At 56.9% G+C, this 17,328-nt stretch carries 14 protein-coding genes; 7 read left to right on the top strand and 7 right to left on the bottom strand.

The features are described 5' to 3' along the window. The first annotated feature begins 36 nt into the window (after positions 1-36). From dacD to tmaR, 3 genes are all read left to right on the top strand, one after another. On the top strand, positions 37-1,200 hold the full coding sequence (gene dacD, locus ACO6VX_RS02380; protein WP_010248019.1) for a serine-type D-Ala-D-Ala carboxypeptidase DacD: 1,164 nt from the start codon (positions 37-39) through the stop codon (positions 1,198-1,200). A gap of 265 nt (positions 1,201-1,465) precedes the next feature. Continuing rightward, positions 1,466-2,524 carry an FUSC family protein gene (locus ACO6VX_RS02385; RefSeq protein WP_010670945.1) on the top strand — a complete coding sequence of 353 codons (1,059 nt, stop codon included), beginning with the start codon at positions 1,466-1,468 and terminating at the stop codon, positions 2,522-2,524. Between the two features lie 160 nt (positions 2,525-2,684). Next, a complete protein-coding gene (gene tmaR / locus ACO6VX_RS02390) occupies positions 2,685-3,011 on the top strand; it encodes a PTS system regulator TmaR (protein ID WP_004571340.1) in 327 nt (108 codons plus the stop codon). A 93-nt stretch (positions 3,012-3,104) separates the two neighbouring features. Here tmaR and ACO6VX_RS02395 read toward each other — a convergent pair whose 3' ends face one another. The 4 genes from ACO6VX_RS02395 to ACO6VX_RS02410 form a co-directional block, all read right to left on the bottom strand. Beyond that, positions 3,105-4,166, bottom strand: coding sequence for a LacI family DNA-binding transcriptional regulator (locus ACO6VX_RS02395; RefSeq protein ID WP_422457568.1), 1,062 nt, complete (start codon positions 4,164-4,166; stop codon positions 3,105-3,107). 129 nt (positions 4,167-4,295) lie between these two features. Next, on the bottom strand, positions 4,296-5,210 hold the full coding sequence (locus tag ACO6VX_RS02400; protein WP_422457569.1) for a ketopantoate reductase family protein: 915 nt from the start codon (positions 5,208-5,210) through the stop codon (positions 4,296-4,298). Positions 5,211-5,395: 185 nt separating this feature from the next. Continuing rightward, positions 5,396-6,169, bottom strand: a complete 774-nt coding sequence (locus tag ACO6VX_RS02405) for a phosphate/phosphite/phosphonate ABC transporter substrate-binding protein (RefSeq protein WP_342606454.1) — start codon at positions 6,167-6,169, stop codon at positions 5,396-5,398. Further along, the gene (locus ACO6VX_RS02410) at positions 6,162-7,124 is read right to left on the bottom strand and encodes a fatty acid desaturase (RefSeq protein WP_033778834.1); all 963 of its coding nucleotides are present in this window, start codon (positions 7,122-7,124) and stop codon (positions 6,162-6,164) included. The genes ACO6VX_RS02405 and ACO6VX_RS02410 overlap by 8 nt, the downstream gene beginning before the upstream one ends. A gap of 208 nt (positions 7,125-7,332) precedes the next feature. Here ACO6VX_RS02410 and ACO6VX_RS02415 point away from each other — a divergent pair, with 208 nt between their 5' ends. From ACO6VX_RS02415 to katG, 4 genes are all read left to right on the top strand, one after another. Further along, positions 7,333-8,355, top strand: coding sequence for an LLM class flavin-dependent oxidoreductase (locus tag ACO6VX_RS02415; protein ID WP_010247994.1), 1,023 nt, complete (start codon positions 7,333-7,335; stop codon positions 8,353-8,355). 425 nt (positions 8,356-8,780) lie between these two features. Then, positions 8,781-9,878, top strand: coding sequence for an efflux RND transporter periplasmic adaptor subunit (locus tag ACO6VX_RS02420; protein ID WP_422457572.1), 1,098 nt, complete (start codon positions 8,781-8,783; stop codon positions 9,876-9,878). Continuing rightward, positions 9,875-12,970, top strand: a complete 3,096-nt coding sequence (locus ACO6VX_RS02425) for an efflux RND transporter permease subunit (protein ID WP_422457574.1) — start codon at positions 9,875-9,877, stop codon at positions 12,968-12,970. Before ACO6VX_RS02420 ends, ACO6VX_RS02425 begins: the two co-directional genes overlap by 4 nt. Before the next feature lie 187 nt (positions 12,971-13,157). Beyond that, positions 13,158-15,377, top strand: a complete 2,220-nt coding sequence (gene katG / locus ACO6VX_RS02430; protein WP_422457576.1) for a catalase/peroxidase HPI — start codon at positions 13,158-13,160, stop codon at positions 15,375-15,377. A gap of 125 nt (positions 15,378-15,502) precedes the next feature. On the opposite strand, the gene ACO6VX_RS02435 is transcribed toward katG, so the two are convergent. Genes ACO6VX_RS02435 through ACO6VX_RS02445 form a run of 3 tightly spaced genes read right to left on the bottom strand, consistent with a single transcriptional unit; the run spans position 15,503 to position 17,162 of the window. Continuing rightward, entirely contained in the window at positions 15,503-16,525 is a 1,023-nt protein-coding gene (locus ACO6VX_RS02435; protein ID WP_422457578.1) for a type II toxin-antitoxin system HipA family toxin, read from the bottom strand. After that, positions 16,522-16,833 (bottom strand): HipA N-terminal domain-containing protein, encoded by a 312-nt coding sequence (locus tag ACO6VX_RS02440; protein WP_010670935.1) that lies wholly within the window; start codon positions 16,831-16,833, stop codon positions 16,522-16,524. Before ACO6VX_RS02440 ends, ACO6VX_RS02435 begins: the two co-directional genes overlap by 4 nt. After that, on the bottom strand, positions 16,818-17,162 hold the full coding sequence (locus tag ACO6VX_RS02445) for a helix-turn-helix domain-containing protein (protein WP_010247978.1): 345 nt from the start codon (positions 17,160-17,162) through the stop codon (positions 16,818-16,820). The genes ACO6VX_RS02440 and ACO6VX_RS02445 overlap by 16 nt, the downstream gene beginning before the upstream one ends. Positions 17,163-17,328 lie beyond the last annotated feature (166 nt).

The following is a 17,328-nucleotide window of genomic DNA, read 5'->3' on the forward strand; positions in this document are numbered from 1 at the left end:
AGAAATTTTCTCTCCCGTGCAATTAAGGATGAAGTGTTGAAAAGGCGTCTGCTGTTCACCGTTACCGCTACTGTTTTTTGGGCCTCGCTGGCGCAGGCTGATGCGATTCCCTTTCCTGTGACGCCTCCGGCGGTTGATGCGGCTTCCTGGGTGCTGATGGATGCCACTACAGGACAGGTTCTGACCGCTGGCAATCCCGATGAACGCCGTAATCCCGCCAGCCTGACCAAACTGATGACCGGTTACGTGGTTGATCGCGCCATTGACCAGAAGAAAATCAGCCGTGACGACATGGTTACGGTCGGAAAAGATGCCTGGGCGGCGGGTAATCCGGTGTTCAAAGGCTCCTCGCTGATGTTCCTGAAGCCAGGCGATAAGCTTAGCGTCCGGGATTTAAGCCGTGGCGTCATCATCGACTCCGGTAACGACGCCTGCGTTGCCCTGGCTGATTATGTGGCGGGCAGCGAAGCGAACTTCGTCGGCATGATGAATCACTACGTTGAGAAGCTCGGCCTGCAGAATACCCATTTTGAAACGGTTCATGGTCTGGATGCGCCGGGTCAGTTCTCCAGCGCGCTGGATATGGCGAAACTGTCACGCGCCATTATTGATGGTGAGCCTGATTTTTATGCCATGTACAGTGAGAAGACCCTGACCTGGAACGGCATTACCCAGAACAACCGTAATGGCCTGCTGTGGGATAATAATCTCCACGTTGATGGGCTGAAAACCGGTCACACTGAGACCGCGGGCTTTAACATCATCGCCTCGAATGTGGTGGGCAAGCATCGCCTGATCGCCGTCGTCATGGGCGGTAAAAGCCCGAAAGGCCGCGAAGAGCAGGCGCGTAAACTGCTGGTCTGGGGACAGAACACCTTTGATACCGTTCAGCTGTTCCATGCCGGTAAGAAGATTGGCAGCGAAAACGTCTGGTATGGCAATCCTCATCAGGTGGATGTGGGTACCGCAGAAGATGTTTATCTGTCACTGCCGCGCAGTGAAGTGCAGAACGTGAAGGCGAAGTACGTCATCGATCGCAAAGATCTGGAAGCCCCACTGAAAGCCAACGAAGTCATTGGTGAAATTCAGGTGATGGATAAAGATCAGCAGATTGCCCACTATCCGCTGGTGGCGCTGAGTGCGGTTGAACCTGCAGGCGTGATTACCCGCCTGACGGATTATCTCAGGCAGAAGTTCTGATTAGCCGATTGTCAGCACTAAAACGGGTAGCCTGCGGGCTGCCCGTTTTTACTTGCACGCTGGCTGCTCTGAGCGTGTTACTGAGAGCCGATAAAGGTTAAAAAATCGCATTAAGTTGTTTTTAACTTCCGGGAAAGTATGTGAGGCGGATGTTGATAATTGTAAGCGAACGTCAAAACTGTTTTAAATATCCGGCCCGCGCTAAGCCTGAGCCGCGTTCAGCGTTAAGATAGCCACACCATGTTCCCGCAACCGGAAAGTCATTTTGCGTCCCGATAAGCCCATATCAAAACTGGAGTTCTGGTTTTATCGCCATTATCGCTCCGTCCACGGTGTGCGTATTGCCATCGCCTTTTTGCTCTGCTTTATCTTTGTGCGGGCGACCGATATCCCTGAAGGCACCTGGCCGCTGATTACGCTGGTGGTGGTGATGGGGCCCATCTCCACCTGGGGAAATGTCTTTCCACGTGCACTGCAGCGCATCAGCGGCACGGTCGCCGGGTCAATATCCGGTCTGATCGCCCTGAAGCTGGAGCTGATCTCGATGCCGATGATGCTGGCCTGGTGCGGCATCATCATGATGATCAGTGGCTACCTGACGCTGGGCAAACATCCCTACATGGCGTTGTTGATCGGGATTACGCTGAGCGTGGTCGTGGGCGCACCAACCGGCGATTTCACGATGGCACTGTGGCGCGGCGGTGATGTGATTCTGGGATCGCTGATGGCGCTGCTGTTTACCGCTATCTGGGCGCAGCGTGCCTATACACACTGGCGCATTCAGCTCTCCGACGCGCTGGCGGAAATGGCAAAAATCTATCACGCCGGTTTCTCACCCAACCTGGTTGAAAAGCCGCGCCTCAACAAGCCGCTGGGCAAATTGCTGAGCAGCGTGATCAAAATGCGGGCGCTGCTGGAGCCGTCAAGCAAAGAGACGCGCATCCCAAAATCGGTGCTTGAAGCGATCCAGACCATCAACCGTAATATGGTTTACACCATTGAGATGCAGATTAATGCCTGGTGGGCATCGCGCGAGAGCCATCTGATTATGCTTAACGCGCCTGCATTGCGCCGCACCCAGCAGATGACTGAGAACACGCTGCGGGCGCTGTCGGTCATGGCGATTGAAGGGGAAACGGAAGAGGTGGTGGCTAACAGTCACGAGCTGACCGAAATCAGTGGCGAACTGCGGCGACTGATCGCGGAAGCGGGCAGCGAAGGTCTGGAGGAGACGCCGATCTACGGCTACGTCTGGCTGACACTGGAACTGGCAAAACAGCTGGAACGGATGACCGACCTGATGCGGATGGCGCTGCGCAAATAATCACCTCAGACAATGACTTAATGTGAAACAGGGTTTCTTTGCGCTAAGATAAGAGCCAGTCTGAATTTAGCTGTGAAAATTGCTTACCTGGCGGGCTAGCCGCTAAGCTGATCGTTTTGACTCTCTCCCTGCGTCAGCAGGCTCAAAGAAAGGTGCCATCATGGAAAATGCCAAGCAATCATTTCAGGACGTACTGGAGTTCGTGCGTATGTTCCGCCGCAAAAACAAACTGCAGCGTGAAATTGTCGACAACGAGAAGAAAATTCGCGACAACCAGAAGCGCGTACTGCTGCTCGACAACCTGAGCGAATATATCAAACCCGGCATGAGCGTTGAGGCTATTCAGGAAATCATCGCCAGCATGCGTGTGGATTATGAAGATCGCGTGGATGAGTACATCATCAAAAACGCCGACCTGTCTAAAGAGCGTCGCGAGCTGTCGAAAAAGATCAAAGCGATGGGCGTGGGCGAACACCCGAAAGCGTAAGGGCAGACAGCAGCGCGCAAGCGCCAGACGTCTTATGTCAACCCGCATCCACTCCGGTGGGGCGGGTTTTTTATTGCCTGCGTCAGCGCAGGGTTATTTTCCCGCCAGCCTGCGGGCGATCACCTGTAACTGCTGTGACAGCGCCACTAAATTGACCCGCTCATCAGCAGGCGGGGCGGTGGTCTCCCGGATCACCAGGGTGGTTTCCAGCGCGTTGTCTGACGCCTCTGCTCCCTGAAGCCGGGCCAGCATCCGCTCGACGCTCTGCGCGCCAAGAGCGTGCAAATCCTGCCGCACCGTGGTCAGCGGCGGCTGATACCACGCACTCTCGGCGGTGTCATCATATCCAATCACCGATATCTCGCCAGGAATGGCTACGCCATACTGATGCAGCGCCCGCATCGCACCCAACGCCATCTGATCGTTCGCCACCAGCAGCGCCTGCGGCAGATCGTCAGGAAGCTGCGCCAGCAGCGCCTGGTAACCCGACTGCGCGCTCCAGTCGCCGCGCAAAGAACAGTGCGGTGTCAGCTGATGATCGGCCAGCGCCTGACGCCATGCATTTTCACGCTGACGGGCCGAGACCGAGCGCAGCGGCCCGTTTAACAAACCAATCTGACGATGACCCAGCGCCACCAGATGTTCAACGGCGGCACGTGCGCCAGACTCATTCGGGTACTGACACTGCGCTACCGCCGCCTGGGGTTCGACATCCAGAAACAGCACCGGTTTGCTGCCGCAGAGCAACTGGATCTGTTGCGCCTCATCTGCCTCCAGCGGCAGGTTGATCAGCAGTCCATCGACCCGCTGTGCCAGCAGTTCATTCACCGTTGCTGCCGCATCGTTACCACTGTCCATGGCGATCACCAGATGATAACCCGCCCCGGCGGCGCGCTGCTGGATCGCCGAGGCGATCTGCGCAGGAGCCATCAGGGCCAGGTCGCTGGTGGCCAGACCCAGCGTACGCGTCGCCTTACCGGCCAGCTGCTGCGCCACACGATTGGGCACATAATTGAGCTGCAGCATCGCCGCCTCAACCCTTTCCCGCGTGCGGGCTGACACCTGTTCAGAACGATTTAAAACACGTGAAACGGTTTGATATGAGACGCCGGCCAGTTGAGCGACATCATCGAGGGTCACGGAGCGGGAAGTCATTGAACTCTCCAAAAGATGAAGCGACGAGTGTAGCAAATTTTCCTGCTGCACTGCTGCTGCACACCACACTTTCACGACCACAAAAACCGGGTCCGTTGCGGCACCCGGTCACGGTATCTGGCAGGGCCATTAACGCTGCTGCAGATAGACCTGAAGGTTCACATCCACCGCGTTAAGCAGTGGCGTGGCGAGACCATGGCGTTTCGCCCGCAGCACCAGGTCACCTATCACCTGATCGGCTTCGATATCAAAGCCCTGGGTTAAATCGCGGTACATTGAGGAGGTCATCGGGGTGGCCGGATCGCTTAACAGCTCAAGAATGCGGGCAGTGGCCGCCGGACGCGTCTGATAGCCTTCGGCAGTAATGACTGACAGAATCTCCGAGAAAACACCCTGTAACAGCGCTTCGCCGCCGCGCGAGGTGAGTATCTGTTGGGTATTTCCGCGCGCCAGGCAGCAAACCGCGCCGAGCGTGCTCAGCAGCAGCCACTTCTCCCACAGCTCATCCATGATGTTATCGCTGAATCGGGTATCGACCTGACAGTCACGCAGCGCCGCATCAACCCGCTGCAGTCGTGCATCGTTGTTACCGTCCAGCGCGCCATAATAGAGCTGATGCAGCGGCGTCATCTGGATAACTTCGCCATTGTCACCCAGCGTCGCGTTGATTTTGCACAGGCCGCCAATCACCTTATCTTCGCCGAAACGCTGTTGCAGCGTCGCGATGTGCCGCAATCCGTTCAGAATCGGCATGATCAGCGTTTCCGGACCCACTGCAGGTGCAATATCCTCCATCACCTGATCAAGGGCAAAGCTCTTCACCGTCACGATAATCAGATCATAGTGGCCCGTCAGGCTGCTCGCCTGAGCCAGCTGCGGTTTTAGCGTTTCAGTGCCCTGTGGCGTCTGCAACACCAGACCGCTGGCCTGAAGCTGCTGATAACGCCGTTCACGGACCAGAAAAGTCACGTCCTGGCCCGCCTGAGCCAGCCGTGCACCAAAATATCCACCGGTCGCGCCGGCGCCTGCCATCAGAATGCGCATCCCACTCTCCCTCTGCTGAAAACCTCTACCTTAGAACGCCGTGACCGGGCTTACCAGTCTTAGCCTGGGTCAGAGCGCATCGGGGAGCATGAAATGAGAGGCCGGGAAAGCGCGGGCAGGGAGGGGACGATGCAGAGAAATCAGATTTTCCCTGCCCGGTCAGCAGGGCGAAACAGAGGGGTGTGTTACAGCCGGGTGACGCCCAGCGCGGCAGCCTGCTGTTCCCACGCCAGCACGCCATGATAATCGTCTCGCTGCACCGGGCTGAATCCGCCGATCAGGTTATCGTCGCAGACGGTGCGCCAGGCGGGATCGTTCACCAGCTGATGCAGTGCCGAGCGGAGTCTCTCCAGCCGGTCCACTGACGTCGGGGCTGCCGTGATCAACGGCAATCCGGGTGCGGCTGGCGTCTCACCGATGATATGCAGGCCGCGCAGCGCATCCGGCTCATAGCGCGCCAGCAGCGCCCAGCTGACGCAGTCGATAGCCGCGATATCCGCCTGTGAATCATGCAGCGCCGCCAGCGACTGACGATGCCCGCCGCTCAGCAGCAGCTGCGAAAACCTCACGCCCTGAAGCGCTGCCACAAACCGCAGCGCATTATAGCCGGAGTGAGAGTCCAGGCTGTTAGCTACGGCCCGCTGGCCGTTAAAATCGGCCAGCGTCGCCTGTTTGTCCCGCGCCACCAGCCAGCTGCGATAGTCACGGCCGGTGCAGCCTGGGGCCTGATAGTGAAAGGTGCCGACCAGCTGAACCGCAGGAAGCTGGCTGACCAGCGGATAGCCGCAGGTCTGGCTCAGCAACAACCGGTTATCCTGCCAGTGTGTCAGCAGATCCTCAGGCCAGACCGGCTGCGTAGCGATGCCGTGCTGCGTCAGCAGGGTAACCACTGCCTGCATCAGTGCTCGTGTGGCGGGCGGGTGAATCGCATACATCGGCAAGGCGAGCAGGTTATTCATGCGTTTTCTCCGCTGATCGTCCCGGATGGACATTGACCCCGACCGGTCTGACCCAGAACTGACGCAGCCAGACCTGATAGCCCGCCACGCGAAAGCCGTGATTGCGCTGGTAGTAATGCTCGCGATCGCGCAGATAGAGGCGGCGCAGGCCATACCAGGGGACGCCGGGGAGGTCGTGATGCACTGAATGGTAGTTCAGATTCAGGAATAGCATGCGCCACGGCCACGCCGCTTCATTATTCACTGACCGTGCGAGCGGATCGTCCGCCGCACGATGCTCATAGAAGGAGCGCACTTTGGTCAGCGCCAGCGCCGGATAACTCACCGCCAGCAGATACCACAGCGGCGAAAATCCCTGACGCGCCATCCAGAAAAACAGTAGTGCCAGCAGCGCCCCGTGCAGCAGCCACATCGCTATCGCGGATCGATCGCCACGGCGCAGTGCCTGCCACATCCCGCCGAAGGTCGCCGCTACATCCAGCAGCGGGCCGAGCAGCAACCGTCCCAAAAAAGTGTTACGCAGATGAATCAGCTGCTGCTGCCAGCGCGGTAACTTCGCCCAGCGAGCAGCGGAGAGGTAGTAGGTTTCCGGATCCTCATCCGGCTCAGTCAGGGTGTGATTGCGATGATGGGCCAGATGAGAATCGCGATAGAGTCCGTAGGGATACCAGACCGCCAGCGGCAGGGTGCCAAATAGCTGATTCACCCGCGGCCAGCGTGTGGGATGCCCGTGAATCAGCTCATGCTGCAGCGACATATACCAGCCAGTAAAGACGATCAGCAGCAGGGTGGCGGGCAGCCGTCCCAGCATCTGCGCGTTCAGCATCACCGCAAACCAGCCGCCATAGATCACACCGATTAGCAGCCAGGTCGGCAGTTCGCTGCGCCAGAGCCAGCTGCGTGCGCGCGCTTTAAGCCAGGCGCGCTGCTGTAGAGAGAGATAACCGGTGTGCATGATTCACCTGACAGCGGAAGCGGGAATCTGAACAGTGAAAGAAAGGGCGGGCAAAGGCAAAGTGGATAATCTGCTTAGCTATGTCGAAATTCCTGAATATGGCGCTGAAAGATATTGACTATCAGTGGCGGCTCCGGGGGCGTAACCTTTCTCTATCAGAAATCGCCTTGCATCCACGGGCGTTTACCGCCTGTCAGGAGAAATACAGATGAAAAATATTGGCTTCTTATCCTTTGGTCACTGGACGCCTTCGTCTCAGTCCGCCACCCGCACCGCGCAGGATGTGTTACTGCAATCGATCGACTTAGCGGTCGCCGCCGAAGAGCTGGGCGCAGATGGCGCTTACTTCCGCGTCCACCATTTTGCCCGCCAGCTCAGCTCGCCGTTTCCGCTGCTGGCTGCCGTTGCAGCGCGCACCAAAACGATTGAGATCGGCACCGGTGTCATCGACATGCGCTACGAAAACCCACTCTACATGGTGGAAGACGCCAGCGCGGCAGACCTGATCTCCAATGGTCGTCTGCAACTGGGTCTGAGCCGCGGTTCACCTGAGCAGGTAATCGATGGCTGGCGTTACTTCGGCTTTGAACCGAAAGCGGGAGAAAGTGATGCGGATATGGGCCGTCGTCACACCGAAGAGTTTCTGGAGGTGCTGCGCGGCGAAGGTTTTGCTAAGCCAAATCCACAGCCCATGTTCCCCAATCCGCCTGGCCTGCTGCGTCCTGAGCCGCTCTCTGAAGGTCTGCGCGACCGCATCTGGTGGGGATCCGGCTCCAACGCCACCGCAGAATGGGCGGCAAAAATGGGCATGAACCTGCAAAGTTCAACCCTGAAAGATGATGAAACCGGCGAGCCGTTCCACATTCAGCAGGCTAAACAGATCCGCGCCTACCGTGAGGCCTGGAAAGCAGCGGGGCATCAGCATGCGCCACGCGTCTCGGTCAGTCGCAGCATCTTTGCGCTGGTGAATGATATGGACCGCGCGTACTTTGGCCGCAGCGGTAACGACCAGGATTCCGTGGGCTTTCTCGATGAGAAAACCCGCGCTATCTTTGGCCGCAGCTATGCCGCAGAGCCAGAGGCGTTAATTAAGCAGCTTGCGCAGGATGAGGCGATTGCCGAAGCCGACACCCTGCTGCTCACCGTGCCTAATCAGCTTGGTGTCGCCTACAACGCCCATGTGATTGAGGCGATCCTGAAGTATGTCGCCCCGGAACTCGGCTGGCGTTAAGTGACAGAGCGCTCTGAAGAGCAGGGCGCTGTGAGAATCACGGCAGGCGCAGATGACAAAGCGCCTGCCATGATACTGCTGTAAACGCGCGTCATCACTCCCCGTTTTTTTCTGCTTTATCCTCTCTGAACTTCTCTCTGACGAGCCATTCCAGGCCCTGACAGAGCCTTTTTGACACTCTGTTTCCAGTGTACGGAATATGCAGATTTTGTGACTTATGATTTATTTCGTCACTTGTTGCTGAATGGGATGTTTCCTCTGCTCAGGGTGGGTCTGAACCCTTCATCAACGCATTTCCCTGGTTTAACGTGTTTTCATATCCTGTATGAACGGACAATGCCTTTACGCAATTTGTGACTATTGACAGTATTGGTCACATGATAAGAGAATGGCGGCACTCTCCTGCTTACTGTTGAAGGTAATCTATGCTCAGGTTCAATCCTGCCATTCTGGTTGTTTGTCTGCTGCCACTGGCGCTGGCGGGTTGCCGGGATAATTCACCCAAAGACGATCCGCGCACGCAGCCGCCGCTGGTCAGGGTCACAAAGGTCATCAGCGCCGCCGATGGCAGCCGTGCGTTTAGTGGCGTCGTGGTTGCCCGGGTTCAGAGCGACCTCGGCTTTCGGGTCTCAGGAAAAATCCTCGAACGGCTGGTGGACAGCGGCCAGCGGGTGAAGCGCGGTCAGCCGCTGATGCGGCTCGACCCGGCAGATCTCCGGCTGCAGGCCCAGGCTCAGCAGCAGGCCGTTGCCGCCGCGCAGGCACGCGTCAGACAGGCCAGCGCCGATCAGGCGCGTTACCGCACTCTGGTGGCAACCGGGGCAGTTTCTGCGTCGGCATACGACCAGATTCGGGCCGCTGCGGCCACCGCTCAGGCTGAGCTGAAAGCCGCCCAGGCGCAGGCCAGCGTTGCAGGTAACGCCAGCGGATATGCGCTGCTCCTGGCTGATGACGATGGCGTGGTGATGGCAACGCTGGCGGAGCCGGGTCAGGTTGTGAGTGCCGGTGAGGCTGTCATCAGACTGGCCAGAGCCGGACAGCGCGAGGCAAGTGTTCAGTTGCCGGAGACCCTGCGCCCGGCAGTGGGAAGTGAGGCAAAGGCAACGCTGTATGGTGCGGGCAGTGCGCCGGTTTCTGCCCGGCTGCGCCAACTGGCTGATGTGGCCGATCCGATGACGCGCACCTTTGAGGCGAGATATGTGCTGGAGGGCACACTGGCCAGCGCACCGCTGGGAGCCACCGTCACAATCATGCTGCCGAATAAACCGTCGCAACCGCTGCTGCAGGTTCCGCTGGCGGCGATCTACGATGCCGGTAAAGGGCCAGGCGTCTGGGATATTACCGGCCAGCCCGCTACCGTTGCCTGGCGGCCGGTGACGGTGGTGTCGATAAGTGACGAGGCGGCCACCGTCACGGGGCAGCTTAATGCTGGCGATCAGATAGTGGCGCTGGGCGCGCATCTGTTGCAGCAGGGGGAGCGCGTGCGCCCCGATGACGCTGCCGTTGCCGGGAGCCAGCCATGAGCCAGGGACGCTTTAATCTGTCAGCGCTGGCCGTGCGCGAGCGCGCTATTACGCTGTTTCTGATCATCCTGATTACCGTGGCGGGCGTCTTGTCCTTTTTCGAACTGGGACGGGCAGAAGATCCACCGTTCACCGTAAAACAGATGACGATTATCTCCGCCTGGCCGGGTGCGACGGCTCAGGAGATGCAGGATCAGGTGGCCGAGCCGCTGGAAAAGCGTCTGCAGGAGCTGAGGTGGTATGACCGTAGCGAGACGTACACGCGCCCCGGTCTGGCTTTCACTATGTTATCCCTGCAGGACAAAACGCCGCCTTCCCAGGTTCAGGAGGAGTTTTACCAGGCGCGTAAGAAGCTGGGTGATGAGAGCAGAAATCTGCCTGCCGGGGTCATCGGGCCGATGATCAACGACGAGTTCTCCGACGTGACCTTTGCACTGCTGGCGCTGAAGGCAAAAGGGGAGCCGCAGCGCCTGCTGGTTCGTGAAGCGGAATCACTGCGTCAGCGACTGCTGCATCTGCCTGGCGTGAAAAAGGTCAATATCATCGGTGAGCAGAGTGAACGCATCTATGTGTCATTTTCACACGATAGACTGGCGACACTCGGCATCACCCCGCAGGCAATTTTTGCTGCGCTGAACGATCAGAATGTCCTGACGCCAGCGGGATCGATTGATACGCAGGGGCCGCAGGTCTTTATACGGCTGGATGGCGCGTTCGATAAACTGGAAAAAATCCGTGAGACGCCGATTGTGGCGCAGGGGAGAAGCCTGAAGCTGGCGGACGTGGCTACGGTGACCCGGGGTTACGAAGATCCCGCCACCTTTATGGTGCGCAATCAGGGCGAACCGGCGCTGCTGCTGGGTATCGTAATGCGTGAAGGCTGGAACGGTCTGGAACTCGGCAAGGCACTGGCGGCTGAAACCGCCCGCATTAACCAGGCGATGCCGCTGGGGCTCTCACTGACTCAGGTCACCGATCAGTCCGTCAATATCCGCTCGGCGGTTGATGAATTTATGGTTAAGTTCGTCGTGGCGTTGCTGGTGGTGATGGTGGTCTGCTTTGTCAGCATGGGCTGGCGTGTCGGGGTAGTGGTCGCGGCTGCGGTGCCGCTCACCCTGGCGGTGGTGTTTGTGGTGATGGAGGCTTCCGGCAAAAACTTTGACCGCATCACGCTGGGTTCGCTGATTCTGGCGCTGGGCCTGCTGGTGGACGACGCCATTATCGCCATTGAGATGATGGTAGTGAAAATGGAAGAGGGCTACGACCGCATTAAGGCTTCTGCCTATGCCTGGAGTCATACGGCGGCACCCATGCTGGCCGGCACCCTGGTTACGGCCGTCGGGTTTATGCCCAATGGGTTTGCGCAGTCCACGGCGGGCGAGTACACCAGCAATATGTTCTGGATAGTCGGCATCGCGTTGATCGCCTCCTGGATCGTCGCGGTGGTGTTCACCCCTTATCTCGGCGTAAAGCTGCTGCCAGGCATCAAAACGGTAGAAGGCGGTCACGCAGCGATCTACAACACCCGCCACTACAACCGCTTTCGCCGCCTGCTGACCCGCGTGATTGCCCGTAAAGGCTGGGTGGCAGGCGTGGTGATTGCCCTGTTTATCGCCGCTGTGCTCGGTATGGCGCTGGTGAAAAAACAGTTTTTCCCGACCTCAGACCGGCCTGAAGTGCTGGTTGAAGTTCAGCTCCCCTACGGCAGCGCCATAGAACAGACCCGCGCAGCGGCTGAAAAGGTTGAGACATGGCTTAAACAGCAGCAGCAGGCAAAAATCGTCACCACCTATATTGGTCAGGGGCCACCGCGTTTTTATCTGGCGATGGCACCGGAACTGCCCGATCCGGCCTTTGCTAAGCTGGTGGTACTGACCGACAGTCAGGACGCGCGTGAGGCACTGAAAACGCAGCTGCGCGCCGCCATTGCCAGCGGTCTGGTGCCTGAAGCGCAGGTTCGTGTAACGCAGCTGGTGTTTGGCCCATACTCCCCTTATCCGGTGGCGTGGCGGGTGATGGGGCCTGATCCGGCCCATCTGCGCGCGATTGCCGATCGGGTGGAAGCGGTCCTGCGGGCCAGCCCGATGATGAGGACGGTGAATACCGACTGGGGCGCCCCCGTGCCGACGCTGCCTTTCTCACTGGATCAGAACCGGCTGCAGGCTGTGGGGCTGACATCCAGTGACGTCGCCCGGCAATTACAGTTTCTGCTGTCGGGCGTGCCTGTCACTACCGTGCGGGAAGATATCCGCGCGGTCCAGGTGGTGGGGCGTGCGGCCGGAGAAGCCCGCCTCGATCCGGCTAAAATCGCCGACTTCACGCTGGTGGGCGCCGCGGGTCAGCGTATTCCCTTATCGCAGATTGGTGATGTGCAGGTGAAAATGGAAGATCCCGTGCTGCGGCGGCGCGACCGCACGCCGACCATCACCGTTCGGGGTGATATCGCCGATTCCCTGGAGCCGCCTGACGTCTCGACGGCGCTGAACAAAGCCCTGCAACCGATCATCGCGACGCTGCCCGCGGGCTACCGCATTGAACTGGCCGGTTCAATAGAGGAGTCCGGTAAAGCGACCCAGGCGATGGCCCCGCTGTTCCCGATCATGATTGCGATCACTCTGCTGATCATCATTCTGCAGGTGCGTTCTCTGTCGGCGATGATCATGGTCTTTCTGACTGCGCCTCTCGGGCTGATTGGCGTCGTGCCGACGCTGCTGCTGTTCAGTCAGCCTTTTGGTATTAATGCACTGGTCGGGCTGATTGCCCTGTCGGGCATCCTGATGCGTAACACGCTGATTCTGATAGGGCAGATCCACCACAATGAACAGGAGGGTCTGGCACCCTTTGATGCAGTGGTCGAAGCGACAGTGCAGCGTGCCCGTCCGGTGCTGCTGACGGCAATGGCGGCGATTCTGGCGTTTATTCCACTGACCCACTCGGTGTTCTGGGGAACGCTGGCCTATACCCTGATTGGTGGCACGCTGGGCGGCACCCTGATCACGCTGGTTTTCCTGCCCGCAATGTACGCTATCTGGTTCCGCATCCGCCTGCCGGGCAGCAAAACGGCAGTTGTGAAACCGGCGCTGTCGGAATAGTCTCAGGGTGACGGTTGCCGCTTCGCTGCTCTCTGCAGCCTGGCAGCAACCGTCAATTCATTGTTTTAAGCTTTTGAAGAAGGTGTATAAAAAGGTAAAAGCTATCAAACAGATAGGATGAGACAGGTGTGCGATCCTGAAAATCCTCTATAGAGTAGCGATGAAAATACAAAAAAGAGGTGTGACCATGAGCAATTCCATTGATGAAGATGCAAAAGATGCAAAGCCTATTGTCGAAGCCGATCGCGAAGCGCCCGAGGGCAAATGTCCTTTTCATGCTGGTAAGCCTTCTCAGGAAAATCAGGCGCCGGGCGGCGGAACAACTAACCGCGACTGGTGGCCTAATCAACTCCGGGTTGACCTGCTGAACCAGCACTCATCCCGTTCGAACCCGCTTGATGAATCCTTCGATTACCGTAAAGAATTTGCCAAATTAGATTACTCAGCGCTGAAAGCTGACATCAAAGGGTTGCTCACCGAGTCACAAGCCTGGTGGCCCGCTGACTGGGGCAGCTACATCGGCCTGTTTATTCGTATGGCCTGGCACAGCGCCGGAACCTATCGCTCCGTGGACGGACGCGGTGGTTCAGGTCGTGGTCAGCAACGCTTCGCACCCCTAAACTCCTGGCCAGACAACGTCAGTCTGGATAAAGCGCGCCGCTTACTGTGGCCGGTTAAACAGAAATATGGTCAGAAGATCTCCTGGGCCGACCTCTACATTCTGGCGGGCAACGTCGCGCTGGAAAATTCCGGATTCCGTACCTTTGGCTTTGGTGCCGGACGTGAAGATGTCTGGGAACCGGATATGGATGTGAACTGGGGCGAAGAAGCCGCCTGGCTGGAACACCGTCACCCGGAATCCCTGGCGCAGTCGCCACTGGGCGCTACCGAAATGGGTCTGATCTACGTGAACCCGGAAGGTCCGGAACACAGCGGCGATCCTGCCTCTGCGGCCCCGGCTATTCGCGCCACTTTCGGCAACATGGGCATGAACGACGAAGAGATCGTGGCATTGATTGCTGGTGGACATACGCTGGGTAAAACCCACGGTGCCGCACCGGCCAGCCACGTCGGAGTTGATCCGGAAACTGCACCGATTGAGGCGCAGGGCCTGGGCTGGGTCAACAGCCACGGCACGGGTGTTGGCGCAGATGCGATTACCTCCGGTCTGGAAGTGATCTGGTCTCAGACGCCAACCCAGTGGAGTAACTACTTCTTCGAGAACCTGTTCAAATATGAGTGGGTTCAGACGCGCAGCCCGGCGGGTGCCATCCAGTTCGTGGCAGCTGATGCGCCGGATATTATCCCGGATGCGTTTGACGCCGCGAAGAAACACAAGCCGACCATGCTGGTGACCGATCTGACGCTGCGATTTGACCCGGAGTTTGAAAAGATTTCGCGTCGTTTCCACAACGATCCGCAGGCGTTCAACGAAGCCTTTGCCCGTGCCTGGTTTAAACTGACTCACCGTGATATGGGGCCAAAAGCGCGCTACATCGGACCTGAAGTCCCGCAGGAAGATCTGATCTGGCAGGATCCGCTGCCTGCACCGGTTTATCATCCAACCGTGGCGGATATCGCGCAGTTGAAAGAGAAGATCGCTGCAACCGGCCTCAGCGTCAGCGAGCTGGTTTCGGTTGCCTGGGCCTCGGCATCAACCTTCCGTGGCGGCGACAAACGTGGTGGTGCCAACGGTGCCCGCCTGGCGTTGCTGCCGCAGCGTGAGTGGGACGTCAATGCCGTCGCAGCACGCGTGCTGCCAACGCTGGAAGCGGTGCAGCGTGAAGCGCATAAGGCTTCACTGGCAGATGTGATCGTGCTGGCGGGTGTGGTCGGCGTTGAGCAGGCGGCGAAAGCAGCTGGCGTTGAAATTGACGTGCCATTTACTCCGGGCCGTGTTGATGCGCGTCAGGATCAGACCGATATCGAGTCGTTCGATCTGCTGAAACCGCGTGCAGATGGTTTCCGTAACTACGGTACTGGCTTCGGCAAAACCACCACCGAAAATCTGCTGATCGATAAAGCGCAGCAGCTGACCCTGACCGTGCCGGAGTTAACGGTGCTGGTTGGCGGAATGCGTGCGCTGGGTGCTAACTTTGATGGCAGCCAGCACGGCATCTTCACGCACCACACAGGGACGCTGAACACAGACTTCTTCGTGAATCTGCTGGATATGCGCACCGAGTGGAAAGCCGCCGATTCGACCAATGAGAAATTCATTGGACGGGATCGCGTCACTGGCGAAACCCGTTTCACCGCCACGCGCGCCGATCTGGTGTTTGGCTCCAATGCGGTGTTACGCGCCTCGGCGGAAGTCTACGCCAGCAGCGACGCCCGTGAAAAATTCTTCAAAGACTTTGTTGCCGCCTGGACCAAAGTGATGAATCTGGATCGGTTTGAACTCTGATTGCTGTTGACGTTGTAAAACCTGAAACCCGCTGATATTAGCGGGTTTTTTTATGAGAGCAGGTGAGTTATTCGACCGCTTAACTATCCTTTTACAACCCAGGTACAACAGGTTAATGGCATCATTTAAATTTCGGTCACTGCCAGTAACGTGATCCTTCGGGCCACGTAGTCAAGTACGGCTTCCCGCTGCGATTCAGGCATATGACTTTCATTATAAGTATCGATAATAAGCTGATGATGACTCACCACCTCGGAAAGCCATTTTCGTGCCAGTGTCGGATTAATATCCATACCCTGGGCAAGCAGGATAAAGTCTGCACCCAGATATTCTCCGTACTCTGAATTCATCCCCGGTGCGTTTCCTGCATCATTTTCTTCACGTTCCAGCAGGGGCAAAGCTAAATACTCTCCAAACGCTGCAGGGTAGGGCACAACGCTGATAAAGTCATAAACCGGGGCCAGCCAGGGTGAACCCTGCGGAGGCAGGATAATCCCGATATTGCGCAGATGAAAATCATTGTTTCCCAGCACATAGGCATACACGATGCGCAAAAAGAGGTCACGTTTACTCTTTAAGCTGCTGTTCACTCTGGTATTCAGGAATTTAGCGGCTTTCTCATAACTGATGGCTTTATGATTATCAATCCTGCCATATTTATCGCCGAGACCCATCGCGCCATCCAGCTGTTCCTGATGTAATCTCGCATTATCTGACGCTGTCCGGTCATACCTTTTAATGACAAACGCCAGTTCTTCTGGCCGATTTTCATCGTGTCTGAATGGCATCAGCCCGAATGGGGGGACGTCAAATTTCAGACGCTGCATAACGCACATAGTGGCATGCTCGTTTTCTGCCAGGTGTGGGTATTCTTCCGGAGAGGGTTTCAGGATATAGGTGCCATCATTGCTGACGACCACCAGTTCTCCCTTTGTTAGGCGAAGTGAAAGTTTGGGTTGATAGCCTGAAATGCTCATGCCTTTCTGACGTTCAGGGAGTTCCTGAATAAACTGACTGCGCGTAAACGGCAGGCTAAGAGCCACATTCAGACTACCCAGCAGATGCCGGATGCCTTTTGTTGAGTAGCCAGTTTTTAGCTCAGATTCTTTAAGCCGTTTTAATGTGATCAGGCAGCGTTCTGAATTCATGATGTTATCTCTTTAAAGACGACAGCCCCAAGCAAATCGTTACCATTTTCCATCAGTAAGCCGAACAGATCTTTATCATCAATTTTTTGAATTTCAGAATAGCGTTTTCGCAACCAGCCTTCCGGCGCTAAACCTTTAAAGAAGGGATGTAGCTCTTCACTTAAATAGGGCTCAGGTCTTACCGGCATGCTGAGAGATATCGCACAACCAGCATAAGTGGGCAGGTAGCAGAAAGTATAACCGTTTTGCCCTTCACTCAGCGTTCCTGCCAGCGTGTTGTAAAGCCACACCTCTATTTTTCGAGCCATACTTTTATACCCAGTTCTTTAAGCAAGGCGTGAAGATTTATTGCCTTTGCAGAAGATGGTTTAGCAATCAGTCGTTTAAATGTTGAGAGTGATACACCAATCTGAATCGCCATCTCTTCATAGGTGATGTTTTGTTGTTTGAGTTCATTGGCCAGTAGTTGTGGCAGTGTCGGAAACGTCAGATCACTCAGCTCCGATCGGGTGTCCGGTTTGTCCGCATTTATTGCTTCTGTTGTGACTTCTCTACTCAAAGCTAACCCCGCCAATACCTTTTGCCGATCTGACTCAGAAAGGCTTAGCAACGAAGATTTAATCTCATCAAGGTTCATTTTTGACCTTTTCTGCAATTTCAGTACGTTTTTGAAACGATATGGTCCGACTATAGTACTAAAATGGTCATTTTTGAACTATTTACCGGCATCATCTTCTCAGCTTACAGCCAGAATGCGAAATATGCCGATGAAAGGTCATTTATGACACTTTAAGTCACTATTA

The sequence above is a fragment of the Pantoea sp. BJFS-204 genome, assembly GCF_049310725.1.
GTDB lineage: Bacteria > Pseudomonadota > Gammaproteobacteria > Enterobacterales > Enterobacteriaceae > Pantoea > Pantoea agglomerans.